The following is a 26,681-nucleotide window of genomic DNA, read 5'->3' as shown; positions in this document are numbered from 1 at the left end:
GGGCTCGAAGCGGTCGCCACGCGCCTGGCGTAGACGGTGGGTGACCCTGGTCCGCTAGAATTGCCGACGGCCTGCGCGCACGCGCGCGGAAGACGCTGACCCCACACCTGTAAGGACAACACCAGTGGCGACCTCGAACGACATCAAGAACGGCTCCGTACTCAACCTCGACGGCAACCTGTGGTCCGTCGTGGAGTTCCAGCACGTCAAGCCCGGCAAGGGCGGCGCCTTTGTGCGCACCAAGCTCAAGAACGTGCTGTCGGGCAAGGTCGTCGACAAGACGTTCAACGCTGGAACCAAGGTGGACTTCGAGACCGTGGACCGCCGCACCATGCAGTACCTGTACAACGACGGTGCCGGGTATGTCTTCATGGACCCCGACACGTTCGACCAGGTCTCGGTGAGCCCCCAGGTCATGGGCAGCGCCACCGACTACCTGCTGGAGAACGAGAACGCGATCATCGGCTCGCACAACGGCAACCCCATCTTCCTCGAGCTGCCCGCCTCCGTGGTGCTCGAGGTGACCTACACAGAGCCCGGCCTTCAGGGCGACCGCTCGTCTGGCGGCACCAAGCCCGCGACGCTCGAGACCGGCAAGGAGATCCAGGTTCCCCTGTTCCTCGAGGCCGGCACCAAGGTCAAGGTCAACACTGAGTCCGGCGACTACCTCGGTCGCGTCAACGACTAGTGGGCGCCCGCACTAAAGCCCGCAAGCGCGCTCTTGACGTCCTCTTCGAGGCGGACCAGCGCGGCGAGAACGCGTCCTTTGTCCTTGAGCGTCGCCTGATCGACTCGGGGCGCGAGACGCCTTTGCCCGCCTACACGGTCGAGTTGGTCCGTGGTGTCATCTCCCGCTGGCACGAGCTCAACGCCATCATCGAGGACGCCAGCCCTGACTGGCCCATCAAGCGCATGCCAGCGGTCGATCGCAACCTGTTGCGCATCGGCGCATGGGAGATCCTATGCACCGACGAGGTCTCGGTGGCCGTGGCCATCGACGAGGCCGTCGAACTTGCACGCGACCTGTCGACCGATGACTCTCCCAAGTTTGTCAACGGGGTGCTCGGGCACATCGCTCGCGAGGCTCCGGCGCTGGGTTCGACGCCCGCGGACGGAGAGTAGCCGCCCGCGCGTCCTCGCGCTAGCGAGTCTGAGCGACCCGCGCGAGCCGCTCTCGGGCTTCGAGAATCGCTGTGGCGGGGACAGGGAACTGGTCGTCGCTGCTGGGCACCATACGCATGACTTCGTCGCCGAGCGCTATCGAAAGCGACACGGCGACCCGGGCCTCGGCCTCATGATCAGTCTCGGGCAGGCGGGCCATACCGGGGTTGGCGTCGAGCCACCGCCGCAGGACCCCGACCAAACCCTCACGGCTGTCGTGGCTCGCCCACGACACCGCGTTGGTGACCCCTGGTTCGCGCGAGAACAGCGCAAAGCGCTGGCGCGTCACGTCGTCATCCCGAGCACCGCGTACGGACTCCATCACGATGAACGACGCGGCGATCACCAGATCGCCGCCATGCTCGGCGAGGATCCGCGCGGTCAGTGCAGAGTCGTACTGCAGGGGCGCGCCAAAGATGGCCTGTTCGAGTGACGGAAAGTAGTTGAAGAACGTGCTGCGGGACACCATGGCGCCGTCGCAGACTCTGTCAACCGTGACAGCGTCGATGCCCTCGTCGTAGGCGATCTGCACGGCCGTCTGCTCGATCAGGCGCGCGGTGGCGCGTCGCTTGCGGGCGCGTAGGCCTTCGGTCATAGCGGCATCCTCCTGACAAAAGCGGTGGTGTCACTCTAACTCGCACGCCAAGAAAAGAGTGTCTTGTGTCCAAGTATGGACTCAGTCCATACTTATCGCGTCCACTCACTTTGGAGGTCCCCTTGCTTATGTCCCTGTCGTCACGTCGACCAGGCGCCAGACGTCTCGGTCGCCGGCGCTCGAGCCCAGCGATCGCTCTGGCCGCAGTAGCTACGGTGGCTTTCCCTAGCGTCGCGTACGGTCTTCCGGAGAGCTCCCAGACCAGCAGCGTCGTGGTGGAGGTGTTGATCAACGACGGCACCTCCACTGCACCCTTGTCGGGAGTTCACCTGACGGTGATCGACCCGTACACCGACGCCCCGGCCGGAGGGGGTGGAGTGTCGGGTCGTGATGGCACGGCCACTATCGAGATCGCGGGTGATCAGTCCAGCTACGTTGTCGATGCCGTATGGCCAGGTGCGCCCGGGGACCTGGACGACATCAACGCACGCGTCGAGTTCGTCGCGGACTCAGACGAGCCGGTGCAGGTCTTCCTGTGGGGCACCTACGGAACGCTGAGCGGCGTCGTCTCCGCGACGGCGGGTGGCACACCACTTAGAGATCTCACGGGATCGGTCCTCGAGATTGCGTCCGGCCCGGCGCTCATGCAACGCGTGCCGGTTGCCGCCGACGGGTCGTTTGAGTCGGGTGCCCTGCCCACCACTGCGGGACGCGACTATCGCCTCACGCTGACGCCCCCCGACGGGTACACGTTGGCCGCGGACCAGCCCAGCGAGACCGTGGGAGTCAGCCTCCCCGCAGTCGCCGAAGGCCCCGCCACGCACACCGTCAACCCGGAGTTCATCCTGGAGAAGGCCGTCACGCCAGAGCCGGTGCCAGAGCCGGAACTGACCGCGACTCCAGAGCCCACCCCTAGTCCTGCGCAGCCGCCGGAGCCTACCCCCGGCACACAGGTGTCGCTACCGACGGTGTGCTTCCCGTCGGACGCCTCAGCGGTCCTCGCCGGAGGCCAGGTCATGGTACTTGGGGGCGTAGTCGGCACGCCCCTCGAGTACGCGTTGCCGTCCATTCAAGTGACCGCGCTGCTCGACACCGTCCGTGGCGGATCGACCTGCACGGCGATCGATGCTCAAGCCGGGACACAGACGGTGGTCGCGGGACTGAGCGAGAGTGCCCTCTTCTCGGGCCTCAACGCAGCGCAGACCATGATCCAGGGAGTCCCGGGCTTGTCGCTGTCGGGCGAGATGTTTGCGGTAGGCCAGGGCTTTGCCGGACAAGACGGCCAGCCGTCGCGTCAAGAGATGGCGCAAACCATCGCATCGCTGCTGAGCCTTCAGTCTGGAGCCAGTCTCACGTCGTTCAACGACAGTGCACTCTCCCACCTGGAGCGTCTCGCCGCCTCGCAGCAGCAGGCCGCGTCGAGGATGGCAGAGATGGTGGCAGCACTGGTCGGGACCCGTTCGAGCGTGGCCGCGACCATGCGCTCTGAACCGATAGCGCTGGGGTCGGTCCAGTGGGACCGCGGGAAGGTCGCGGGCAGTCTGGACGTGTCGCAGGTGCCGGACGGTGAGCACCACCTCATTCTCGAGTTTGAGGACTTGGGTATCACCCTGGTGGCGCCAGTGACGGTGGACCAGGCTGCTGCCCAGGCCGCGACGGACATGTTGCCCGAGACCGGGCCCGAGCAGGCTCACCTGCTCGCGCTGGCGGCAATGCTTGCGGTCGTCGGTGGTGCAGCCGTGGCCTGGGTGCACGGCGTGCGGCCGCGCCGCGACCGCATGTAGCACTCGTGCCACCTGAGTACGGCCGATGCCCACGCATCGGCCGTACTCATGCCGGGCCGAATCCAGCGACAGTGGTCGCCCCCACCCCCGCGCCCCGGTAGGCTGAACGGCGACAAGCACCGACATCCTTTAAGTTCCGTCCAGAGAGGCGGGGAAGGGGGTCGCCAGGTGACTGGCACCGTTCTCGGCGCGCCCGACATTGCGCGCGCACTCACTCGCATCGCTCACGAGATTCTTGAGCGCAACGAGGGACACGAATCCCTCGTGATCCTCGGCATCCCGACCAGGGGAGTGCCCCTCGCGCAGCGCCTCGCGGCGCGCATCGCGGAGGTCGAGCCCGGCTTCGACGCCAAGGCCAACTCCGGCTCGCTTGACATCACCATGTACCGCGACGACCTGCACCGCCAGCCCGTGCGTGCCATCGGCGACACCACGCTGCCGAGCGCAGGCATCGACGGCGCCACAGTGGTGCTGGTGGACGACGTGTTCCACACCGGACGCACCATCCGCGCCGCGCTCGACGCCATCAAGGACCTGGGACGCCCCAAGGCCGTCCAACTCGCCGTGCTGGTGGACCGTGGCCACCGCGAACTGCCCATCCGCGCCGACTTTGTGGGCAAGAACCTGCCCACCGCCAAGACCGAGCGCGTGGATGTGCACCTCGAGGAGATCGACGGAGTCGACGAGGTCCTCATTAGCGGCAAGGGCACCAAGGCGGGGGAGGAGCAGCGATGAAGCACCTGCTCGGCACCGACACCCTGAGCCGCGAGGACGCGATCCGCATTCTCGACACCGCCGGCCAGATGGCCGCTACCCAAGAGCGCGAGATGCGCAAGCTCCCCACCCTGCGCGGCAAGACCGTGGTGAACCTCTTCTTCGAGGACTCGACCCGCACGCGCATCTCCTTCGAGGCCGCCGCCAAGCGCCTGAGCGCCGACGTCATCAACTTCTCCGCCAAAGGCTCGAGCGTGTCCAAGGGTGAATCCCTCAAGGACACCGCTCTGACGCTGCAGGCCATGGGCGCGGACGCGGTCGTGGTGCGCCACTGGGCCTCCGGCGCCGCCGACCGCCTGGCCCACGGCGGCTGGCTGCACGGCAGCGTGCTGAACGCCGGCGACGGCACCCACCAGCACCCCACTCAGGCGCTGCTCGACGCCTACACGCTGCGCCGCCACCTCATCGACGCCCCCACCGGCGCGGGCCTCGACGGCCTGCGCATCGTCATCGTGGGCGACATCCTGCACTCGCGCGTGGCGGCCTCGAACCTGTACCTGCTGCACACGCTTGGCGCCAAGGTGACGTTCGTCGCCCCGCCCACGCTGCTACCCATCGGCCTGTCCGCCCACCCCGATCTCGAGGTGTTCTACACCCTCGACGAGGCCCTCGACGCGCACGACTACGACGCGATCATGATGCTGCGTGTCCAGCGTGAGAGGATGACCGGCGGCGGATCCGCCTTCTTCCCCAGCCCCGAGGAGTACACCAGGCTCTATGGCCTGGACAAGGGCCGGATGGACAGGCTTCCCGACCACGCGATCGTCCTGCATCCCGGGCCGATGAACCGTGGCCTGGAGATCTCGGCCGAGGCGGCGGACTCGCCGCGATCCGTCATCGTCGAACAGGTCAGCAACGGCGTCGCCGTGCGCATGGCCGCCTTGTATCTGTTGCTGGCCGGAGAGGAGGCGTCGCAGTGAGTGCTGAGACCGCCTATGTGATCGAAAACGTCTCGCTGTACGGCGACACCCCCGGCGACCTGGTGCTGGTGGTCGGCCGCATCGCCTCCCTCAACGCGGCCGATGCGCCCGAAGGTGCCGTACGCATCGACGGCTCCGGATTGGTCGCCCTGCCGGGCCTGGTCGACCTGCACACTCACCTGCGTGAGCCTGGTCGCGAGGACGCCGAGACCATCGAGTCCGGCTCGCGATCGGCCGCCAAGGGTGGCTTTGTCGCCGTGCATGCGATGGCCAATACCACCCCGACGGCGGACACCGCCGGCGTGGTCGAGCAGGTGTGGAGCCGCGGCCGCGAGGTGGGCCTGGTGGACGTGTTCCCCGTGGGAGCCGTCACCGTGGGCCTGAACGGCACGCAGCTGTCCGAGATGGGCGCCATGGCCAACAGCCGCGCCCAGGTGCGGGTGTTCTCCGACGACGGCAAGTGTGTGCACGATTCGCTCCTGATGCGCCGCGCCCTTGAGTACGTCAAGACGTTCGGTGGAGTGGTCGCTCAGCATGCGCAGGACCCTCGCCTGACCGAAGGCTCGCAGATGCACGAGGGCACCGTCTCCGGCGAACTGGGCCTTGCCGGTTGGCCCGCCGTCGCCGAGGAGTCGATCATCGCCCGCGACGTGCTGCTCGCCGAGCACGTCGGCTCGCGCGTGCACATCTGCCACCTGTCGACGGCCGGTTCGGTGGAGATCATCCGCTGGGCCAAGGCCCGCGGCATCGACGTGACCGCCGAGGCCATGCCGCACCACCTGCTGCTGACCGACGAGTCTGCGCGCGGCTACGACCCCCGCTTCAAGGTCAACCCACCCCTGCGAACCCAGGCCGACGTGGACGCGGTCCGCGCGGGCCTCGCCGACGGCACCATCGACATTGTGGCCACCGACCACGCGCCGCACCCCGATGAGGACAAGGACTGCGAGTGGGCGGCCGCGGCCATGGGCATGATCGGTCTCGAGACCGCCCTCGGCATCGTCCAGAAGACCATGGTCGACACCGGCGCCCTGACCTGGAGGGACGTGGCTCGAGTGTTGAGCGAAACCCCAGCGCGCATCGGCCGGGATGAGAATCACGGACGCCCGCTGGACGTGGGCGAGCCCGCCAACGTGACCCTCGTGGACCCCAAGGCAGCGTGGACGGTCGAGCCCTCCGCCACGGCCTCCCGGTCCAACAATTCACCCTTCGGCGGCATTGAGCTGCCCGGACGCGCCGTCGCGACCTTCCTGCGCGGCACGCCCACCCATCTGGATCCCCGCTTCGAAGGAGTCTCCGCGTGAGCGACACCACTGCCGTCCTGGTACTCGAGGACGGCCGCACGTTCGAGGGCGCCGCGTATGGCGCGACCGGTCACACGCTCGGTGAGATCGTCTTCAACACCGGCATGACCGGTTACCAGGAGACGCTGACCGACCCCAGCTACCACCGCCAGATCGTCGTGATGACGGCCCCGCACATTGGCAACACTGGGGTCAACGACGAGGACAACGAGTCCCGCCAGATCTGGGTCGCGGGCTATGTGGTGCGCGACCCCGCGCGCAAGCCGTCTAACTGGCGCGCCAAGCGCGGCCTCGAGGACGATCTGCGCGACCAGGGCATCGTCGGGATCTCCGGCATCGACACCCGCCAGCTCACGCGCATTCTGCGCGAGGGCGTGATGCGTGCAGGCATCTTCTCGGGCGAATCGCTCGCCCCCGGCGGCGAGCGTCTGAGCGCCGATGCACTGGTCGAGCAGGTGCGTGCCGGCGCCGAGATGGCCGGATCCCACCTGGCAGACGAGGTGTCCGTGTCCGACGCCTACGTGGTTGAGCCTCCCGAGGGCGTCGAGACCATCGCGCAGGTGGTCGCGGTCGACCTGGGCATCAAGGCGATGACCCCCGAGCTCATGGCGCAGCGTGGCATCCGTGTGACGGTAGTGCCGTCGACGTGGACGTCCGCGCAGATTCTGGAGTCGGGCCCCGACGGAGTGTTCTTCTCCAACGGCCCCGGCGACCCCGCTGCCGCCGAACGGCAGGTGACCGTCCTGCGCGAGGTGCTCGACGCCAAGGTGCCCTTCTTCGGCATCTGCTTTGGCAACCAGATCCTGGGCCGCGCCCTGGGCTACGGCACCTACAAGCTGCCCTTCGGCCACCGCGGCATCAACCAGCCCGTGATGGACCGCACCACCGGCAAGGTCGAGGTCACGGCGCACAACCACGGCTTCGCGGTCGACGCGCCACTCGATGGCGACAGCGACAGCCCGGCCGGCTACGGCCGCGTCAAGGTCTCGCACGTGTGCCTCAACGACAACGTGGTCGAGGGCCTCGAGTGCCTCGATATCCCCGCCTTCTCCGTGCAGTACCACCCGGAGGCCGCGGCAGGCCCGCACGACGCTGGCTACCTGTTCGACCGTTTCGTCTCCGTCATGAAGGGGGAGCGCGCCTGATGCCTAAGCGCGACGACATTAATTCCGTGCTGGTCATCGGGTCCGGCCCGATCGTCATCGGCCAGGCCTGCGAGTTCGACTACTCGGGCACCCAGGCGTGCCGCGTGCTGCGCTCCGAGGGCGTGCGCGTGATCCTGCTCAACTCGAACCCCGCGACGATCATGACGGACCCCGAGTTCGCCGACGCGACCTACGTCGAGCCCATCACCACCGAGGTGATCGAGGCGATCATCGCCAAGGAGCGCCCCGACGCACTGCTGCCCACCTTGGGCGGTCAGACCGCGCTCAACGCGGCGATCGCCGCGGCGGAGGCCGGGATCCTCGAGCGCTACGACGTCGAGCTGATCGGAGCGAACCTCGAGGCCATCCACCTGGGTGAGAACCGGGAGCTGTTCAAGGGCGTCGTCGAGCGTTGCGGTGCCGATTCGGCGCGCTCGGTCATCTGCCACACCATGGACGAGTGCCTGGCCGCGGCCGAGGACCTCAACTACCCGGTCGTGGTGCGCCCGTCGTTCACTATGGGCGGCCTGGGCTCTGGCTTCGCGTACGACGAGGCCGACCTGCGCCGCATCGCCGGCGCCGGGCTCCACTATTCGCCCACCACGGAGGTGCTCCTCGAGGAGTCGATCCTCGGGTGGAAGGAGTTCGAGCTCGAGCTCATGCGCGACCGTCACGACAACGTCGTGGTCGTGTGCTCGATCGAGAACGTCGACCCCGTGGGCGTGCACACGGGCGACTCGGTGACCGTCGCCCCTGCCATGACGCTCACGGACCGCGAGTACCAGCGCATGCGCGACGTGGGTATCGCGATCATCCGCGAGGTCGGCGTCGACACCGGTGGCTGCAACGTGCAGTTCGCCGTCGAGCCCGACACGGGCCGCCTGATCGTTATCGAGATGAACCCGCGCGTGTCGCGCTCGTCCGCGCTGGCGTCGAAGGCCACGGGCTTCCCGATCGCCAAGATCGCCGCCAAGCTCGCCCTGGGCTACACGCTGGACGAAATCCCGAACGACATCACCGGTTCGACGCCCGCGAGCTTCGAGCCCACGCTTGACTATGTGGTCGTCAAGGTGCCGCGCTTCGCATTCGAGAAGTTCCCGGCGGCCGATCCCGTGCTGACCACCACCATGAAGTCGGTGGGCGAGGCCATGAGCATTGGCCGCAACTTCACCGAGGCGCTGGGCAAGGCGCTGCGCTCGATCGACAAGCGCGGCGCCAACTTCCACTGGGAGGGCGAGGCCCCGTCGGGTGCGGCGGTGGCGGAACTGCTCGAGCAGATCACCATCCCCACTGACCAGCGCTTCATCCAGGTGCAGCAGTTGCTGCGGGCCGTGCTGGCGGGGGAGTGCACCGTCGAGCAGATCTTCGACGCGTGCAAGATCGACCCGTGGTTCCTTGACCAGATGCTGCTCATGAATGAGGTCGCGCTGGCCACTGCCGCCGCCCCGGAACTGACTGCCGCAGTGCTGCGAGAGGCGAAGCGCCACGGCCTCGCGGACTCGCAGATCGCACAGCTGCGCGGCATCTCGGTCGAGGACGTGTTCGCGACCCGCCGTGAGCTCGGCGTCCTACCCGTGTTCAAGACGGTCGACACCTGTGCCGCCGAGTTCGAGGCTCGCACGCCGTACCACTACAGCTCGTACGACGCGGAAAACGAGGTCGCCCCACGCGAGCGTGAGGCCGTGTTGATCCTCGGCTCTGGCCCCAACCGCATCGGCCAGGGCATCGAGTTCGACTACTCGTGCGTACACGCTGCGCTGTCGCTCAAGGACCGCTACGAGACCGTCATGGTCAACTGCAACCCCGAGACGGTCTCGACCGACTACGACACGGCCAACCGCCTGTACTTCGAGCCCTTGACGTTCGAGGACGTCATGGCCGTGTACGAGGCAGAACTCGCTGCGGGCCCCGTCAAGGGCATGTTCGTCCAGCTCGGCGGGCAGACGCCCCTGTCGCTCGCCCAGCGCCTGGCCGATGCGGGTGTTCCGATCCTGGGCACCTCACCCGAGGCGATCGACAACGCCGAGGACCGCGCGGCCTTTGGCCGCGTGCTCGAGCAGGCCGGCGTGCCGGCCCCCGACTACGGCACCGCACACGGCATCGACGAGGCCGTCGAGATCGCCGGCCGCATCGGCTATCCGGTCTTGGTGCGTCCGTCGTATGTGCTGGGCGGCCGCGGCATGGAGATCGTGTACTCGCGTGAGCAGCTGCTCGACTACGGCACGCGCATGGACTCCGTGGGCGACCACGCGACCGACGCGCCGCTGCTGATCGACCGGTTCCTTGACGACGCGATCGAGATCGACGTCGACGCGCTCTATGACGGCGAGGAGTTGTTCCTCGGTGGCGTCATGGAGCACATCGAGGAGGCCGGTATTCACTCGGGTGACTCGGCCTGCGTGCTGCCGCCCGTGACGCTGTCCGCGTCGGAACTCGCTCACATCCGCGAAACCACCGAGGCGCTCGCACGGGGCATCGGCGTGCGCGGCCTGATGAACGTCCAGTACGCGCTCGTGAGCGACGTGCTGTACGTGCTCGAGGCCAACCCACGTGCCTCGCGCACGGTGCCGTTCGTCGCGAAGGCGACGGGTGTGCCGCTGGCTGCCGCCGCATCGTTGCTCATGGCCGGTACCTCGATCGCCCAGCTCAAGGCCGACGGCGTGCTGCCGCAGACGGATGCGGTCGTGATCGACATGTCGCAGCGCATCGCGGTCAAGGAGGCGGTGCTGCCGTTCAAGCGGTTCCGTACCCACGAGGGCACGGTGGTGGACTCCGTGCTCGGGCCGGAGATGCGCTCGACCGGAGAGGTCATGGGCTTTGACTCGACCTTCCCACTGGCCTTCGCCAAGTCGCAGGCTGCGGCCTTCGGCGGCCTGCCCACCACCGGCAAGGCGTTCGTGTCGGTTGCTGACCGAGACAAGCGCTCGATCGTGTTCCCCGTCGCGCGGCTTCACGAGCTGGGCTTCGAGATTCTCGCGACCGAGGGCACCGCGCAGGTGCTTGGCCGCCACGGCATTCCGACCCGCGTGGTGCGCAAGCACTCCGAGGGTACGGGTGCCGACGGCGAGCCCACCATTGTCGAGCTCATCGATGCCGGCGAGGTGCCGCTCGTGATCAACACCCCTTCAGGCCAGGGCGCGCGCGCCGACGGCTACCAGATCCGGGCGGCGGCAACGGCTGCGGACTCGGCAATCGTCACCACCACCCAGCAGCTTGCCGCTGCGGTGCTGGCCATCGAGGCGCGACTGCGCGGCCCGTTCGACGTCCTGAGTCTTCAGGATGCTGACTGTGCCCGTGCAGGAAACGTCATCGCAGGTAACATGGCTTGAGAAGGCCACACCCGGACAAGGAGGACCGCATGCGGTTCGGAGCCCAGCTCGCCGATGCGATGGACCGCCTTGGTCCGTTGTGCGTGGGCATCGACCCCCACGTCTCGCTCTTGGAGGCGTGGGGACTCGAGGACACCCCAGCGGGCCTGGATGCCTTTGGCGAAGCGGTCATCGAGGCGGCGAAGGGCACGGCCGCGGCCGTCAAGCCCAACGCCGCGTTCTACGAGAGGCACGGCTCGGCTGGCGTGGCAGCACTCGAGCGCGTGCTGGCGGCTGCTCGCGAAGCGGGCGTGCTGAGCATCCTCGACGCCAAGCGCGGTGACATCGGCTCGACCATGGAGGGGTATGCCCAGGCATACCTTCGTCCTGGCGCGCCCCTCGAGTGCGACGCGCTTACCGTCTCGCCGTACCTGGGGTTCGGTTCGCTGGCCCCCGCGCTCGATCTGGCCGCCGAGCACGGCAAGGGGCTGTTTGTTCTGGCGCTCACCTCGAATCCCGAAGGCGCCTCGGTGCAACACGCCCGCGGTGCGAACGGTGAAGCGGTGGCCGCAGCTGTGGTGCGCGAGGCTTCCGAGTGGAACAAGGGCGCTGAGCCCATGGGAGATGTGGGGCTCGTCGTCGGTGCGACGGTGGGCTCGGCGGTGTCGGACCTCGGCATCGGCCTCGAGGGCCTCGGTGGCCCCATTTTGGCGCCTGGTGTGGGCGCTCAGGGTGCCGGTCCCGAGGAATTGTCCCAGGTATTCGGGAACTCTCGGGCCGCGGTGCTCGTCAATCAATCGAGGGGCGTGCTGCGTGCAGGTCCCGATGTAGACCAGCTGCGCGACGCCATCGTGGAAGCCGCACAAGCAGCAAGACAAGCGTTGCGGGCCTGACCCGCAGGCATGGAAGGAGACACCGTGGCGACACCAGAACTGTCCGACGAGCAGCGCGCCGCAGCCTTGGTGAAGGCGACGGCGGTGCGTAGCGCACGCCGGGTCTTCAAGGAAGAACTCGCGCGCGGCGAGATGAGCCTGCAAGAGGCCATCAACCGCGCCAAGGCCGACGAGGCTCTCGCCGGCATCCGGGTCCGCGACCTCCTGCAGTGCCTGCCGGGGATCGGGCCCAAGCGTGCCGAGTCCGCGATGGAGGACATTGGCATCTCGCCCGCTCGTCGCATCCGCGGACTGGGCACGCACCAGGTTGAGGCGCTCGTCGAGCGCGAGCATCGATGACCCGACTCGTCGTGCTCGCAGGTCCCACCGCCGTGGGCAAGGGCACTCTTGTCAGAGCCCTGCGCGAGCGCAACCCGGACATCTGGTTGTCCGTCTCCGCCACCACCCGGTCCCCGCGGCCGGGGGAGGTGGACGGGGAGCATTACCTGTTCGTCTCCGATGACGAATTCACCGGCATGATCGAGCGCTCCGAGTTGCTGGAGTGGGCGACCGTGCACGGCACTCATCGGTATGGGACGCCCCGCGCGGCGGTGGAATCGCACCTTGCAGACGGAGTGCCGTCGCTGCTCGAGATCGATTTGCAGGGCGCGCGCCAGGTCCGTGCCGCGATGCCGGAGGCGTTGTTCGTGTTCGTCGAGCCGCCGTCGATGGACGAGTTGGTGCGCCGCCTTGTGGGGCGCGGCACCGAGGACGATCGTGAGCGCGAGCGTCGCCTGCGGACCGCCCAGGTGGAGATGGCCGCTGCCAAGGAGTTCGACATCATCATCGTCAACGATGACCTCGACACCGCAGTGGCAGAGCTCGAACAGGTCGTCCTGAACGCCCGCTAGGCGCCCGTTCCCCCCTTTTGCGGCCACGGTTGATACCCGTCTCGACGTCTGTGACGCGGTCGGGGCGCGCGTGATACCCGTGTGCGCTCCCGGTGGGGGGCCGACAGGCAACTCACCTCGGTGACCGCCGTGGGTATCAGGCGTGCGCTCGAAGCGCGGATCCCGTCGTGACGGGTATCAACCGGGCGGGGCCGGCGCCGGGGCTGGGGCTGGGCAGCGGGCGCGGCGCTTACCGCCTTCCGCGAGGGCGATGTACACTGATAGGCGGACTTTTTCCCCCAACAAGACTTCTGGAGTGAACCGTGGCCGGAACCGTGGCACAGCCCGAGGGCATCACCAACCCCCCGATCGACGAGCTGCTCGAGAAGGTGGACTCCAAGTACGCGCTGGTCATCTACGGCTCCAAGCGCGCCCGCCAGATCAACTCGTACTACGAGGCGCTCGGCGAGGGCCACTTCGAGAACGTGGGCCCGCTGGTCGAGGCCGACTCGACCGACAAGCCGCTGTCCGTCGCTTTGCGTGAGATCAACGAGGGCGGACTGCTGGAGCTCGGCGACTCGGAGCAGTAAACCCACATGCGCGTCCTGCTGGGCGTGACCGGCGGCATCGCGGCATACAAGGTCGCGTCCGTGTTGCGGTTGCTCACCGAGGACGGCCATGACGTCCGGGTCGTTCCCACCTCGGCATCACTGAACTTCGTGGGCCGCGCCACGTGGGAGGCGCTGTCAGGACACCCCGCACCGACGGAGACGTTTGACGACGTCCCGTCGGTGCAGCATGTCCGGCTGGGTCAGCGAGCCGATGCGGTGCTGGTCGCTCCCGCGACCGCCGACTTCCTCGCTCAGATGGCCGCCGGCCGGGCCACGGACTTGCTGGGCAACGCGTTGCTCGCGACCGAGGCCCCCGTGGTGCTCGCGCCCGCGATGCACACCGAGATGTGGCGCGACCCCGCCACGCAGGCGAACGTCGCGACCCTGAGAGCCAGGGGAGTGCACGTCATCGAGCCCGCGGTGGGGCGCCTCACCGGGCCTGACTCGGGTCCCGGCCGGCTTCCCGAGCCCGCCGACATCGTCGCGGCGCTGTACGCCATCGCGGATGGGGCGTCGAGCCTCCCGAGCGCCGATGCGCGCGCCGGCTGGGGCGATCTAGACGGCCTTCACGTACTCATCACCGCCGGCGGCACCCGTGAGCCCATCGATGCCGTGCGCTACCTCGGCAATCGGTCGAGTGGTCATCAGGGTTTCGCCATCGCCGAGGCCGCGCGCGAGCGTGGCGCCACCGTGACGGTCGTGGCTGCCAACGTCGCCCTGCCGCTCGGTGAGGGCATCACGCGTATCGACGTGCAGACTGCGGCGGAGCTCGAAGAGCACGTGCGCGCGCACGCTCCGACCTGTGGCGCGGTCATCATGGCCGCAGCCGTCGCGGATTACCGCCCCCGGCACGTGAGCGGCGAGAAGCTCAAGAAGCACGGCGAGGACGGGCTTACGCTCGAGTTGGTCCAGACGGCCGATGTGCTGGCTGGCCTCGTCGCGGATCGCACCCCCGGTCAGGTGATCGTGGGCTTCGCGGCCGAAACCGGTGACTCGAACGGCACCGTGGTTGAGCACGGCGCCGCGAAGGCGCGCCGCAAGGGAGCGGACCTGCTCGTCGTCAACGAGGTTGGCGAGGGGAAGGGATTCGGCACCGCGGACAACACGGTGCTGTTCCTCGACCGCGATGGACAGCAGGTCGGCGAGGCGAGCGGCTCAAAGTTGGCCGTCGCGCACGCGCTGCTGGACCGGATCGCACCACGCCTCTCGCCATCATGATCCCGCGGCTCGGCGTGGTCGAGAGCGATCGCTGACCCACGTCGTACCGGTGCGACACGGCTTCGCTAGCGGTGCCATAGGGTTCGAACCCCATCGCCGAGTAGTAGGCGAGTCCGGGGGCGTTGTCAGCGCCAATGGTCGCGTCGATGTGCCGCAAGCCCTCGTGCCGGGCGAAGCTCGATCATCGCGTTAGCGGTCATTGCCGTCGCGCTCAAGAACGGACGCCATGAGAGCTCGCGCGGTCTCGTAGCCCTCGGGCCAGGTGCTGGCACGCGGGCCCGCCACGTTCACGATCAGTTCGGTGCCGATGCCATCCAGGGCCGCGAGAAGTGCATCAGCGCTCGTCGGATCGACCACGATCGGGCGGCGCATGGTTGCCGCGCAGTCGAGCGTCCACTGAGTGCCCTCCGTCTCCATGCCGCCCGTGAGCACCACCGTGACGTGGGCGTCGCGGACATTCAGCCTGGTGCGCACGTGAGGGTCGGACTCCTGTGTGGGCTTGAGGCCCGGGTAGTCGACGAGCACGCCCGGCGCGTATGGCTTGTCCTCCGCCCACCCGGCGGCAGGACACCAGCCTCCGTGGACCACGCGGGCGGCAATGGCTGCATCGAGCGCCGCCCGGTCGACGCCGGTCTGCCCGCCAGAGACGATGCGCGAGATCGCAGCCATGCCTGTCCTCCTGAAACGTGTCGCCCCTGGGCATGACCGTAGCAAGTGCCAACAAAGGTCTCGACGGCCCTGGGTCCTGTCGGTCAGCACCGCTAGGCTTGCGCGCGTGACGAATCTGCGACTGTTCACCTCCGAGTCCGTGACCGAGGGCCACCCCGACAAGATCTGCGATCAGGTCTCCGACGCGATCCTCGACGAGATGCTGCGGCAAGACCCCGCCTCGCGCGTGGCGGTCGAGACGATGGTCACGACTGGCCTGGTGCACGTCGCGGGTGAGGTGACCACCGAGGCGTACGTCGACATCCCTGGGACCATCCGCGAGGTGGTCACGGGCATCGGCTACACGTCTTCACGCGAAGGCTTCGACGGTGACTCGTGCGGCATCTCGGTCTCGATCGGTGAGCAGAGCCCCGACATCTGGCAGGGTGTGGGTAGCGCCACCGACACAGACGGCTCGGAGCTCGGCGCCGGCGACCAGGGCCTGATGTTTGGCTACGCGTGCCGCGACACCGCCGAGTTGATGCCGCTACCGATCGCGATCGCGCACCGGCTCACCCAGCGACTCGCAGACGTGCGTCGCGACGGGACTATCGCCGGATTGCGGCCCGACGGCAAGGCTCAGGTGACGATCGGCTACGACGGCGAAGTTGCCCGGACCGTGGACACAGTGGTCGTGTCGAGCCAGCACGCCGAGGGCATGAACATGCAGGACCTGCGTGCCTCAATCGAGGCCAACGTGATTGCACCCGTGCTCGCGGGAGTCGACCTGGACTCCGAGGGGCACCGGTCGCTCATCAACCCCACGGGCAAGTTCGAGATTGGCGGTCCCAAGGGCGACGCGGGTCTCACGGGCCGCAAGATCATCGTCGACACCTATGGCGGCATGGCCCGTCACGGCGGCGGTGCCTTCTCCGGCAAGGACCCGTCGAAGGTCGACCGCTCGGCCGCCTACGCGATGCGCTGGGTCGCCAAGAACGTGGTGGCGGCCGGTCTTGCGGACCGCTGCGAGGTCCAGGTCGCCTACGCGATCGGCACTGCGCACCCCGTGGGTCTCTACGTCGAGACCTTTGGCACGCACACCGTCGACCCCGCCCGCATCGCCGACGCGATCCGCGAGGTGTTCGACCTGCGTCCCGCGGCCATCATCGACGCGCTCGACCTGCGCAGGCCCATCTACCGCCAGACCGCGGCGTATGGCCACTTTGGGCGTGAACTCGCCGACTTCACGTGGGAGCGCACCGACCGCGCGGAGGCGCTCACCGCGGCACTGTCGTAGAAGGCGCGCATGACAGCTTTCCCCGACGACGGACTGCTCTTTGACCTCCCGGCACCGCAAGCGCCGTCGGCGCCCGAGCCTGCGGTCTCGGAGGCCACTGTCGAAGCGATCGCGGCCGGGGCCGTGGCCACCGTCCACGTCGACAGCCCGCTGCCGCACCTGGACCGACCTTTTGACTACGTGATCCCCGTCAAGTGGCGCGAGGTGGTGGCCGTGGGGTCACGCGTGCGGGTGCGCTTCGCCGGGCAACTGGTGAGCGCCGTGGTGACCGAGGTGGGGAGCGGCTCCGGTTACGGCAGGTCATTGCTGCCTGTCACGCACTCAAGCGACATCCCGAACGTGACGGAACAGGGCATCGCCCTAGCCCGCGCGGTCGCGCGCAGGTACGCGGGTGCGACGTGGGACGTGCTGCGACTGATGGTGCCGCCCCGAGTGGCGTCGGTCGAGAAGCGAAACTGGCGTGAGTCGCCGACCCGCGAGGGAAGCTACAGCGACGCCCTCGCACTCGCCCGCACTCCGGTGCCTGTGCGGCCCGGCGAGAGAGTGGTCTGGCAGGCGCTGCCAGAGTCCACCCACCGATCGGCGATCCCGGCGGCGACGGTGGTGTCGACCGCGTTGCATGCCATCCGCGACGGCGGCAGCGCCATCGTGGTGGTGCCCGACGCTCGGGCCGTGGCAGCAGTGCTGGAGGAATGCGCGCGTCTTGGCCTGCGTCGCTGGGCCGCGAGGAGCGGGGGAGACGTTGCCGTGCTCGACCATGATGATGGTCCTGCTCAGCGCTTTGGCTCCTATCTTGCGGCCATGCACGGCCACGCCCGGCTCGTGGTGGGTACCCGACCCACGGCACTGCAACCCGTCCCCGACCTGCGCTTGATCGCCCTGTGGGACGAGGCAAACGGCGTCTACGAGGATCCTCACGCGCCGTATCCCCACGCGCGCGCGGTGGCGGCCCTTCGCGCCACCGAAGGTGCGGCGTTGCTGTGTGGTGGCTACGCCTTGAGTGCCGAGTCGGCCGCGCTCGTCGCCCAGGGGTGGGCCAGGCTCGAGGCGCCCTCCACGGATGCCACTCGCTCGGCAGTCCCCGCTGTCGACATCGTGAACGCCGCTCGACGTGACGAGGAAGGCGGCGCAGGCTGGCACTGGATGCCGGGCAGCGTGTGGCGACGGACGCGAGAAGCGCTCGGTCGCGGCCCGGTGGGCATCGTGGTGCCTCGCGCGGGCTACGTGAAGGCGGTCGCCTGCGGCACCTGTGACGCGTGGGCAGTATGCCGCGAGTGCGAATCGCTGCTCGAGGTGCCCGCCTTCGGTACCGACCCGGTGTGCCAAGAGGCAGCTCATCGTCAGCCCGATTGGCACTGTCCCGAGTGTCACGGCGCGGTTCTCAAGCACGTGCGCCAAGGCGCAGACCGGATTGGTGAGCAACTTGCCCGCATGCTGGGCGACGTTCCGCTGACGGTCTCGAGCGCATCGGCCGGGATCGTGGGCGACGGTGAGGTGACGGGGGGCGCGGTGCTTGCGACCCCCGGCGCGCTGCCGGCGGTGCCGGGGGGCTACGCGCACCTCGTGATCGTCGACGCGGGCGTCGCAGCGAGCATCGGCCTGGGAGGCGAGCTCAACGCGCTGCGATGGTGGCTCGGCGCGGCTGCGCTGGTGCGTTCGCGCACCGACGGCGGGATGGTGTCAGTGGTCGGCACGCTGCCTCCCGTGGTCGAGCGGGCGCTTGCCGCGTGGAGCCCGGCCGCTGCGGCGCTCGCCGAGTACGAGGAGCGGGCCCAGCTCGGGTTGCCGCCCCATAGGCGCCACCTCACCGTGCTCGGCCCGCCCAGCCTCGTGAACCAGGCGCTCGCCAGCGCCCGAGTCGCCGACAGCGGTATGTGGAGCGGCGACGTCACCAGCGTGATCCCCATCGACGGGGGACGTTCGGTGCTCGTTCCCCGCCAGCGAGCCATCGCGGTGGTGGACGCGCTTAAGGACGCACAACGTGAGGCATCGCGGGCCGGGCAGGAACTGAGGCTCAGGGTGGACGGGCCGCTCGCTTTGCCGCGCTAACGAGCCCGGCGACGGTGCCAGCGCCACCTACGATTGACCCATGCGTCTGATCTTCGCCGGAACCCCCGACATCGCCGTGCCCAGCCTCGAAGCACTGGCGCAGCGGCACGAGATCGTCGCCGTCATCACCCAGCCCGATGCGCGGGGCCGCCGGGGACGCCAGTTGCACCCGTCGCCGGTGAAGGCTCTCGCTGTCGAGCGCGGCTGGGACGTCCTGACGCCCGAGCGTGCCTCGGATCCCGAGTTCATCGACCACGTGGTGGCCCTCGAAGCGGATGCCGCGGCCGTGGTCGCGTATGGGCAGATTCTGCGTCCCGCGCTCCTCGCGGCGACCACCCACGGGTGGGTGAACCTGCACTTTTCGTTGCTTCCCGCCTGGCGTGGCGCGGCGCCCGTCCAGCGCGCCATCATGGCGGGGGATGAGGTGACTGGCGCAAGCGCCTTTGTGCTCGACAAGGGCATGGACACGGGGCCTGTCATCGGCACGGTCGTCGAGCACATTCGCAAGGACGACACCTCGGGCACGCTGCTCGAGCGTCTTGGAGTCATTGGCGCACCCTTGCTCGTGCAGGCGATCGAGGCGCTCGGATCCGGTGAGGCCGCTCCCATGGTGCAGAGTGCTGATGGCGTGAGCCACGCCGCCAAGCTCAGCCGTGAGGACGCGTACGTGCGGTGGGAACGCCCGTCGCACGTGGTGGACCGGCAGATTCGGGGCTGCACGCCCGCTCCCGGCGCCTGGACCACGCTGCCGGACGGCTCGCCGTTCAAGCTAGGCCCCGTGCGGGTGAGGCAGGACCTCCCTGCCACCGTGCCCGGTCAGCTCGGGGAGCACGAGGGTGCCGTGACTGTCGGCACGGGAAGCCACCCCGTCGAACTCAGTTGGGTCCAGCCCGCAGGCAAGCCACAAACAGAAGCAGCCGCCTGGTGGCGTGGCGCCCGCCTGGGCGACGCGGCGATCCTGGGTGACGCATGAACACCGGGCAGCGCCCTCAACAGCGCAACCGCAGGCGCGATGCCTCTCCCGCGCGCCAGGTAGCGTTCGAGTGCCTCGAGGCGGTCATGCTTGACGACGCCTACGCCAACCTCGTGATGCCCGACATCGTGGCGCGCGCTCGCCTGACGGCCCGTGACGCAGGCTTCGCCACCGAACTGGCCTACGGTGCGCTTCGCATGCAGCGCCTGTACGACGCCATCATCACCCACGCCTCCCGTCGCCCCGCCACAAGTCTCGACGTGCCCGTGCGCATCGCCTTGCTGCTCGGCGTGCACCAGGCGCTCGCCATGCGTGTACCGCCGCACGCTGCGGTATCCGAGACGGTCGATCAGGTGCGTGGGTATGCGGGGGTGGGCGCCTCCAAGTTCGCCAATGCCGTCATGCGCCGGGTCACGGAGAAAGACCGCGACAGTTGGCTCGCGACGGTGGCTGCGGGAACTTCACGCCAAGCGAGAGGCGTGCGCTTCTCGCACCCGGATTGGGTCGTGGGAGAGCTGGAGAAGGCGCTTCAAGCCGATGCACGTGCCGGCCAGATCGACCAACTTCTTGAGGCCGACAACGCCCCCGCGCGCGTCACGCTGGTCGCCCGCCCGGGTCTGATCGACAGGGACGCGTTGGTGGCGCAAGCCGGGGGAGAACCCACCGCACTGTCCCCGTGGGGCGTCGTCCTCCCTGGTGGAAGCCCTGGCCAGGTGCAGGCGGTGGCTGACGGTACCGCAGCCGTCCAAGACGAGGGAAGCCAGATCGTGGCCGGAGCACTGGCCGCCGCTCGCCCCATCGTGCCTGGCGAGCAGTGGCTCGACATGTGCGCCGGCCCGGGAGGCAAGGCGGCACTACTCGGTGCACTCGCTGCGGACGAAGGCTGCTTCCTCGACGCGCTCGAACTGCACGAGCATCGGGCCGACCTGGTGCGCCGCTCGGTGCGGGCCCTCCCGGACGGTGTCGTGACGGTCCATCACGGCGATGCGATCGCGTGGGGCGCCGAAGGCACCTATGACCGCATTGTGCTCGACGCTCCGTGTTCGGGCTTGGGAGCGCTCCGGAGGCGTCCCGAGGCCCGCTGGCGTAAGGACCCGCAGGACGTCACCGAACTGGCTGACCTCCAGTTGATGCTCGTGCGCCGCGCGGCGCAGCTGCTGGCTCCTGGCGGGATCCTGGCCTACGTCACCTGTTCACCTGTTCTTGCAGAGACGCGAGAAATCGTTGCCGACGCGCCGCTGAGCGTCATCGATGCCCGCCCCGCCGTGGCTGCGGTGACGGGGACCGTGCCCGAGGCTTGGGGGTGTGGGCCCACGGTGCAGTTGTGGCCTCATGTGCATGGCACGGACGCCATGTTCCTCGCGCTCGTCGAGCGGCCTTCCTGAGAACCGTTGCTGCGGGCGACGTTCCGTGTGCCATCACTCGACGTCGTTGTCTCAGCGATAAGGTGAATCCTCGAACGTTTAAGCACACAGGCGTTCAATGGAGGTAAGAATGGGGCCCAGGAAGGCCGCCGCGCGACCAACGATTGCGCAAATTGCCGAGCGGGCGGGGGTGTCCGCAGGCGCGGTCTCGTACGCGCTCAACGGTCGCCCCGGCGTGTCCGATGAGACCCGTGCACGGATTCTGGCCGTGGCGAAGGAGGTCGGCTGGGTTCCGTCCACCGCTGCACGCGCGCTGCGCGGCGGCGGGACGGCGACGGTGGGCCTCGTCATCACCAGGGAACCCCAGATGTTGGGGATCGAGCCGTTCTTCATGTCGTTCGTGGCGGGTATCGAGTCCGTCATCTCCGAGCAGGGCTACGCACTACTACTCCAGGTCACCCCCGACCCGCACCGCGAACTCAATACCTACCGTGAGTGGTGGTCTGCGCGGCGCGTCGACGGGGTGTTCATCACGGACCTGTCTTTGGACGATGCCCGATTGGACCTGCTGGATGAGTTGGGGTTGCCCGCAGTTGTGGTGGGAGACCCAGACCATGCGCGGGGGCACACCGCCGTGGGCTCCAACGACGCGGGTGCTGCCGAGTCAGCCGTGACGCATCTGGCACGGCTGGGGCATGCGAGGATCGGCCACGTCACTGGACCCGCCTCGTTTGTCCACACTCGCGTGCGCGTGGATGCGATGCGAGCCGTCGCGTCCCGCCTAGGCGTCGAGGTCGTTCCCGAGGTCTACAGCGACTACACGCTCGATAGCGGTGCCGCCGCGGCCGTGCAGTTGCTCGACTTGGCGGAGCCGCCCACGGCGCTGGTATTCCACAACGACCTCATGGCCGTGGGGGCCGTGCGAGCTGCGCGCGAGCGGGGTCTCTCCGTGCCACAGGACCTGTCGATTCTTGCGTGGGACGACTCCCCGCTGTGTGTGTTGTCCGAGCCGCGCCTGAGCGCCTTGAGCCGGGACATTCAGTCGTATGGCGCAGAGGCGGCAAAGGCGCTGCTTGACACCATTAGGGCGGGCGGCGAGACGACGGGGAGCTATCTCCCCTCGAATGCGCAGTTGCTCGAGCGGGACAGCTTGGCCGCGCCGCGACGGCTCCCGGTTGGTTGACGACACTCAACTGTAACGATTAAGTAACAAGGGGACGCGGCGGTGTCCGAACACGAACTTAATCGATACAGTTGGGCTACCGCACCAGCGGAGCGTGTCGCATAGCCGCGACAGGCAGAACCGAACAGGAGATCATCAATGAAGATGCGGAACGTGGCCGCACTGGCGGCTTCGGCCGGAATCGTTCTTTCGCTCGCGGCATGCAGCGACGATCCCGCCACCCCTGAGAACACCAGCACCGGCGGGGGAGAGACGGCCGAGGCGATCTCGGGCGACATCACCTTCCTCACCAACCGCACCGACCTTGTGGAAGACGGCACCTTCGCGGCGTACGTCGAGACCTTCCAGGAGGAGTACCCCGAGGTCAACGTCGAGGTCGAGGGCATTACCAACTACGCCGACGACGTGCGTACCCGCATGAGCACCCCCAACGGCTACGGCGACGTCCTCATGATCCCTTCGTCCGTGCCTGCGGACGAGTTCCCCACGTTCTTCGAGCCGCTGGGTACCGTCGACGAGCTCTCCGAGACCTACCGCTTCCAGGCTCCCGCGAGCTACGACGGCACCCAGTACGGCATTGCCCTTGGCGGCAACGCGAACGGCGTGCTGTACAACACGGAGGTCTTCGAGGAGGCCGGCATCACCGAGCTCCCCACGACCCCCGACGAGTTCCTTGAGGCGCTCGAGGCCATCAAGGCCAACACTGACGCCGTGCCGTACTACACCAACTACAAGGACGGTTGGCCGCTGGGCGGACAGTGGTTCGCCAACGCCGGAGCCGTGACGGGCAACGTTGACGCCCAGAACGAGATGGCGCACGACGAGTCGCCGTGGACCGAGGGCAAGGACGCGTACGTCATTGACTCGCTCCTGTACGACATCGTCGCCAACGCGCTGTCCGAGGATGACCCGCTGACCACCAACTGGGAGCAGTCGAAGAACGACTTCGCGACCGGCAAGATTGGCACCATGGTGCTGGGCTCGTGGGCAATCTCGCAGTTCCAGGCCGCCGCGACCGACGCGGGCGCCGACCCGAGCGTTGTGGGCTTCATGGCCTTCCCCGCCACCGCCGAGGACGGCACGCAGTACGCCACCATCGGCGGTGACTACAACCTCGCCATCAACGTCAACTCCGGTGAGAAGGAGGCTGCCCACGCTTGGGTCACCTTCCTGCTCGAGGACTCCGGCTTCACCGACAGCCAGGGCATGATCTCGGCGCTCCTGGACGCGGAGCTGCCCGAGAACCTCTCGTCGCTCGCCGAGAACAACGTTGAGCTGATCGAGTCTGCTCCGGCCCCCGCCGGCGAAGAGGGACTGCTCAACACCACCGCCGACACCTCGCAGGTCGACGTGTGGGGCAACCTCTACCGCCAGCAGATCGTGGACACCGCCCGCGGTCAGGCGGACGGCGACAAGGACTCGTTCTTCGCCGACCTCAACGAGCGCTGGGCCGCCGCGGTTCAGGAACTCGCAGGCTCCTAAGCCTCACCTGGCGACTGGGGACGCCGTAGACACGGCGTCCCCAGTCGTCACCCCGCACTCTCTCCTAGGGCCGATGCGCGCCAGCCCGGTCGTCGCGTGAACGCCCCACCAGCACCGCCCACCCCCCATCCCTCGAGGAGCACCATGTCCTTCTCGGCCAAGAGCCCGCTACGAGCGGAGCTGACCGAAACCAAGGCGAAGCGTAGCCTCGCCCGCAAGCGCACCAGGCGACCCGGTTCAGGCCCGGTCGGTCAGAGCCTCCTGACTCGCGCGACGCCCTACCTGTTTGTGGCGTTGGCCGTCGGCCTCCTGTTGCTGATGACCTACGTGCCCGCCGTGAGCATGTTCTGGTTCAGTCTCAACGAATGGACGGGCTTTGGTCCCGTCGATGAGTTCGTGGGGCTCGACAACTACATCGCAGTCTTCACCGATCCGAAGATCTTCTCGGTCTTTGGCGTCAGCCTTTACTACTTCTTCGCGTCTTTCCTGCAGATGGGTATCGCGTTGTACTTCGCGACCTTGCTCAGTTTCAACACGCGGTTCTCAAACTTCTTCAAGGGGATCATCTTCTTCCCCTACCTCATCAACGGCGTGGCGATCGGGTTCATCTTCCTGTACCTGTTCCAGCCGGGAGGCACACTCGACACGGTCCTGAGTTGGGTAGGCGTTGCCGACCCGCCGCAGTGGCTCGGAGACGCGGACATCGCCAACTACTCGCTTGCGGGCACGTCTGTGTGGCGCTACACCGGACTGAACTTTGTCCTGTTCCTGGGCGCGATCCAGTCCATCCCCTCGGAGATCTACGAAGCCGCGGAACTCGATGGCGCCAACCGCTGGGCGCAGTTCCGGCACATCATCCTCCCGGGCATTCGCCGCATCGTCGGCCTGTCGTTCATCCTCGCGGTGTCCGGCAGCCTTTCCGTGTTCGAGATCCCGTACATCATGACCACGGGCGCGAACGGCACATCGACCTTCGTCATTCAGACCATGCAGACCGCGTTCCACTTCCGACAAGTGGGCCTTGCCTCGGCCATGGCCGTGGTGCTCCTCCTGATCGTCCTGTTCGTGACGTGGATCCAGCGCAAACTCTTTCCCGACGAGAAGGTAGACCTGTCGTGACCCTCGCCCAGCGCACCAAGCGCTCCCTCGCTACCTTCGCCAAGTACGGCTCGCTCGTGGGCGCCGTCATCGTCGTCATCCTCCCGATCATTGTGGTCGTCTTTGCGAGCCTCAAGACCAAGGAGGAGTACGCCAACACGGGGCCGCTGACGCCGCCCGAGAACTGGTTCAACTTCGCCAACTACGCTGACGCCTTTGTCCTGTCGGACATGGCCGAGGGCTTCATCAACACCACGGCAATCCTGCTCATCTCCCTGACGGGCACCATCTTCATTGGCACCATGGCCGCCTACGCCGTCGACCGATTCAACTTCCGCGGCAAGAAGATCATGATGGGGCTGTTCCTCGTCGCCACCCTGATCCCCAGCGTCACGAGCCAGGTCGCGACCTTCCAGATCATCTCCGGGCTGGGTCTGTACAACACCAAGGCAGCGCTGGTCTTGCTGTTCATGGGTACCGACATCATCGCGATCTACATCTTCATCCAGTTCATGCAGTCCATCCCGGTGGCGCTGGATGAGGCCGCGATGATCGATGGCGCGAACCGGTGGACGATCTACTGGCGGATCATCCTGCCCCTGCTCAAGCCGGCCATCGCGACTGTGGTGATCATCAAGGGCATCGCGATCTACAACGAGTTCTATCTGCCCTTCCTGTACTTGCCTTCCGAGAACCTGATCTCGACATCGCTGTTCAGGTTCAAGGGCCCCTACGGCGGTCAGTGGGAGCTCATTACGGCAGCCACCGTGCTCGTCGTGGTGCCCACCATCATCGCCTTTGTGTTCCTCCAGCGCTGGATCTACTCCGGCCTTACCCAGGGATCCGTGAAGTGACCGCAGTACACACCACCCGCACCGCCGCTGTCGATTGGACCCTAAGCCTGCTGCAGGCGCCGCCGGATGTCCCCAGCGCAATCGAAGACTCTCTCGCTGGCGGCCTTGAGATCCAGGTGCCCGGTAGCGTTCTCGGAGCCCTGATCGCAGCCGGGCACGCCAGCGACGTCACCATCGATGGTCACGAGAGCGAGGTAGCGTGGGCCGCCGCCTCGACCTGGGTCTACCGCACGGCCGTGCCGAGGTACGGCGACGGCGCACACGTGCGTGTGGTGTTCGAGGGAGTCGACACGTTCGCGACCGTGCGTGTGGATGGCAACGAGGAGCTGCGCACCGACGACATGTTCCACCGGTGGGAGGTCGACCTTGGCGTCGATCACACTCCCGGCGAATGGGTGGTGGAGGTGGAGTTCGCTCCGGCCGAGGCCGTCGCGCGGGCTCGGCAGGCCGCGCTGCCCATGCCCCGTGCCGACATGTATGAGATTCCGTACAACCAGGTGCGCAAGATGGCCTGCTCGTTCGGATGGGACTGGGGACCCACGACCATGACAGCGGGTCTGTTCCGTGACGTGATCGTTGAGCGCGTGAGAACAGGACGGGTGGTCTCGGCCCGCGTCGATGCAGGCTGGGGCGACGGTGCTGTGCTTCGGGGTCAAATCGACGTCGAAGGTTCCGTCGAGCAGGTGGCCATCACGGTGGCCTCCAAGGACGGCACCGTGGTGACGCAGGAGCGGGTGGGGGCGGCCGATGCGCGTGCCGGGTTCTCGTTTGATGTTCCCGGGGCACTGCGCTGGGATGTGCGCGAGCGTGGCGACCAACCGTTGTACGACGTCACCGTCGCGGCATTGGACGCGAGCTCGGAGACCGTCGACGAGGTTCGACGCCAGGTGGGCTTCCGTGCGGTGGAGTTGGTGCAGGAGCCCGATGAGGTGGGGACCTCGTTCGAGATTCATGTCAACGGCTCCCGGGTGTGGTGCCGCGGGTTCAACTGGATTCCAGCGGACGTCCTTCCGGAGCGGATCTCGCGGGAGCACCTGCGTGCGCTGATCGAGCAGGCGGTGGCCACGGGCGCGAACATGCTGAGGGTCTGGGGCGGCGGCGTCGTGGAGTCCGACGACTTCTACGACCTGTGCGACGAACTGGGCGTGTTG

Annotated in this window: 24 protein-coding genes; 22 read left to right on the top strand and 2 right to left on the bottom strand. The window is 67.7% G+C overall.

What is annotated here, in order from left to right; genetic code table 11:
- Positions 1–124: 124 nt before the first annotated feature.
- Positions 125–688, top strand: a complete 564-nt coding sequence (gene efp, locus ACK5NO_RS00120; RefSeq protein WP_416810634.1) for an elongation factor P — start codon at positions 125–127, stop codon at positions 686–688.
- Positions 688–1,122 (top strand): transcription antitermination factor NusB, encoded by a 435-nt coding sequence (nusB, locus tag ACK5NO_RS00115; RefSeq protein WP_416810633.1) that lies wholly within the window; start codon positions 688–690, stop codon positions 1,120–1,122. The genes efp and nusB overlap by 1 nt, the downstream gene beginning before the upstream one ends.
- Positions 1,123–1,141: 19 nt before the next feature.
- Here nusB and ACK5NO_RS00110 read toward each other — a convergent pair whose 3' ends face one another.
- Entirely contained in the window at positions 1,142–1,756 is a 615-nt protein-coding gene (locus ACK5NO_RS00110; RefSeq protein ID WP_416810632.1) for a TetR family transcriptional regulator, read from the bottom strand.
- A gap of 215 nt (positions 1,757–1,971) precedes the next feature.
- On the opposite strand from ACK5NO_RS00110, the gene ACK5NO_RS00105 reads away from it, so the two are divergent.
- The 11 genes from ACK5NO_RS00105 to coaBC all read left to right on the top strand — a co-directional run bounded on the left by ACK5NO_RS00105 (position 1,972) and on the right by coaBC (position 14,582).
- On the top strand, positions 1,972–3,540 hold the full coding sequence (locus ACK5NO_RS00105) for a hypothetical protein (RefSeq protein WP_416810631.1): 1,569 nt from the start codon (positions 1,972–1,974) through the stop codon (positions 3,538–3,540).
- Positions 3,541–3,708: 168 nt separating this feature from the next.
- Positions 3,709–4,275, top strand: a complete 567-nt coding sequence (gene pyrR / locus ACK5NO_RS00100; protein WP_416810630.1) for a bifunctional pyr operon transcriptional regulator/uracil phosphoribosyltransferase PyrR — start codon at positions 3,709–3,711, stop codon at positions 4,273–4,275.
- A complete protein-coding gene (locus ACK5NO_RS00095) occupies positions 4,272–5,234 on the top strand; it encodes an aspartate carbamoyltransferase catalytic subunit (RefSeq protein WP_416810629.1) in 963 nt (320 codons plus the stop codon). The genes pyrR and ACK5NO_RS00095 overlap by 4 nt, the downstream gene beginning before the upstream one ends.
- Positions 5,231–6,538: a dihydroorotase gene (locus tag ACK5NO_RS00090; protein WP_416810628.1), complete on the top strand. Its 1,308-nt coding sequence runs from the start codon at positions 5,231–5,233 to the stop codon at positions 6,536–6,538. Before ACK5NO_RS00095 ends, ACK5NO_RS00090 begins: the two co-directional genes overlap by 4 nt.
- The gene (gene carA / locus ACK5NO_RS00085) at positions 6,535–7,683 is read left to right on the top strand and encodes a glutamine-hydrolyzing carbamoyl-phosphate synthase small subunit (RefSeq protein ID WP_416810627.1); all 1,149 of its coding nucleotides are present in this window, start codon (positions 6,535–6,537) and stop codon (positions 7,681–7,683) included. The genes ACK5NO_RS00090 and carA overlap by 4 nt, the downstream gene beginning before the upstream one ends.
- Entirely contained in the window at positions 7,683–11,012 is a 3,330-nt protein-coding gene (gene carB, locus ACK5NO_RS00080; protein ID WP_416810626.1) for a carbamoyl-phosphate synthase large subunit, read from the top strand. Before carA ends, carB begins: the two co-directional genes overlap by 1 nt.
- Positions 11,013–11,041: 29 nt before the next feature.
- A complete protein-coding gene (gene pyrF, locus ACK5NO_RS00075) occupies positions 11,042–11,884 on the top strand; it encodes an orotidine-5'-phosphate decarboxylase (RefSeq protein ID WP_416810625.1) in 843 nt (280 codons plus the stop codon).
- Positions 11,885–11,908: 24 nt separating this feature from the next.
- Entirely contained in the window at positions 11,909–12,223 is a 315-nt protein-coding gene (gene mihF / locus ACK5NO_RS00070; RefSeq protein WP_416810624.1) for an integration host factor, actinobacterial type, read from the top strand.
- Complete coding sequence (gene gmk / locus ACK5NO_RS00065; RefSeq protein WP_416810623.1) at positions 12,220–12,774, top strand: guanylate kinase; 555 nt, start codon at positions 12,220–12,222, stop codon at positions 12,772–12,774. The genes mihF and gmk overlap by 4 nt, the downstream gene beginning before the upstream one ends.
- A gap of 302 nt (positions 12,775–13,076) precedes the next feature.
- Positions 13,077–13,343: a DNA-directed RNA polymerase subunit omega gene (rpoZ, locus tag ACK5NO_RS00060; RefSeq protein ID WP_416810622.1), complete on the top strand. Its 267-nt coding sequence runs from the start codon at positions 13,077–13,079 to the stop codon at positions 13,341–13,343.
- Positions 13,344–13,349: 6 nt separating this feature from the next.
- Positions 13,350–14,582, top strand: a complete 1,233-nt coding sequence (coaBC, locus tag ACK5NO_RS00055) for a bifunctional phosphopantothenoylcysteine decarboxylase/phosphopantothenate--cysteine ligase CoaBC (protein ID WP_416810621.1) — start codon at positions 13,350–13,352, stop codon at positions 14,580–14,582.
- Positions 14,583–14,771: 189 nt separating this feature from the next.
- Here coaBC and ACK5NO_RS00050 read toward each other — a convergent pair whose 3' ends face one another.
- Positions 14,772–15,251, bottom strand: coding sequence for a YpsA SLOG family protein (locus tag ACK5NO_RS00050; protein ID WP_416810620.1), 480 nt, complete (start codon positions 15,249–15,251; stop codon positions 14,772–14,774).
- 106 nt (positions 15,252–15,357) lie between these two features.
- On the opposite strand from ACK5NO_RS00050, the gene metK reads away from it, so the two are divergent.
- From metK to ACK5NO_RS00005, 9 genes are all read left to right on the top strand, one after another.
- The gene (gene metK / locus ACK5NO_RS00045; RefSeq protein WP_416810619.1) at positions 15,358–16,527 is read left to right on the top strand and encodes a methionine adenosyltransferase; all 1,170 of its coding nucleotides are present in this window, start codon (positions 15,358–15,360) and stop codon (positions 16,525–16,527) included.
- A gap of 9 nt (positions 16,528–16,536) precedes the next feature.
- Positions 16,537–18,576 (top strand): hypothetical protein, encoded by a 2,040-nt coding sequence (locus tag ACK5NO_RS00040; protein ID WP_416810618.1) that lies wholly within the window; start codon positions 16,537–16,539, stop codon positions 18,574–18,576.
- Positions 18,577–18,616: 40 nt separating this feature from the next.
- On the top strand, positions 18,617–19,549 hold the full coding sequence (gene fmt, locus ACK5NO_RS00035) for a methionyl-tRNA formyltransferase (protein ID WP_416810617.1): 933 nt from the start codon (positions 18,617–18,619) through the stop codon (positions 19,547–19,549).
- Positions 19,546–20,934 carry an RsmB/NOP family class I SAM-dependent RNA methyltransferase gene (locus ACK5NO_RS00030; protein ID WP_416810616.1) on the top strand — a complete coding sequence of 463 codons (1,389 nt, stop codon included), beginning with the start codon at positions 19,546–19,548 and terminating at the stop codon, positions 20,932–20,934. The genes fmt and ACK5NO_RS00030 overlap by 4 nt, the downstream gene beginning before the upstream one ends.
- A gap of 109 nt (positions 20,935–21,043) precedes the next feature.
- Positions 21,044–22,096: a LacI family DNA-binding transcriptional regulator gene (locus ACK5NO_RS00025; protein WP_416810615.1), complete on the top strand. Its 1,053-nt coding sequence runs from the start codon at positions 21,044–21,046 to the stop codon at positions 22,094–22,096.
- Between the two features lie 138 nt (positions 22,097–22,234).
- Positions 22,235–23,578 (top strand): ABC transporter substrate-binding protein, encoded by a 1,344-nt coding sequence (locus ACK5NO_RS00020; RefSeq protein ID WP_416810614.1) that lies wholly within the window; start codon positions 22,235–22,237, stop codon positions 23,576–23,578.
- Between the two features lie 144 nt (positions 23,579–23,722).
- Positions 23,723–24,697, top strand: a complete 975-nt coding sequence (locus tag ACK5NO_RS00015) for a carbohydrate ABC transporter permease (RefSeq protein WP_416810613.1) — start codon at positions 23,723–23,725, stop codon at positions 24,695–24,697.
- A complete protein-coding gene (locus ACK5NO_RS00010) occupies positions 24,694–25,530 on the top strand; it encodes a carbohydrate ABC transporter permease (RefSeq protein WP_416810612.1) in 837 nt (278 codons plus the stop codon). The genes ACK5NO_RS00015 and ACK5NO_RS00010 overlap by 4 nt, the downstream gene beginning before the upstream one ends.
- On the top strand, positions 25,527–26,681 hold a 1,155-nt coding region (locus ACK5NO_RS00005; protein ID WP_416810611.1), incomplete at its 3' end, for a glycosyl hydrolase 2 galactose-binding domain-containing protein. The genes ACK5NO_RS00010 and ACK5NO_RS00005, both read left to right, overlap by 4 nt.

Source organism: Demequina sp., assembly GCF_047975725.1.
GTDB lineage: Bacteria > Actinomycetota > Actinomycetes > Actinomycetales > Demequinaceae > Demequina.
This window is presented reverse-complemented; position numbering and strand designations above follow the sequence as displayed.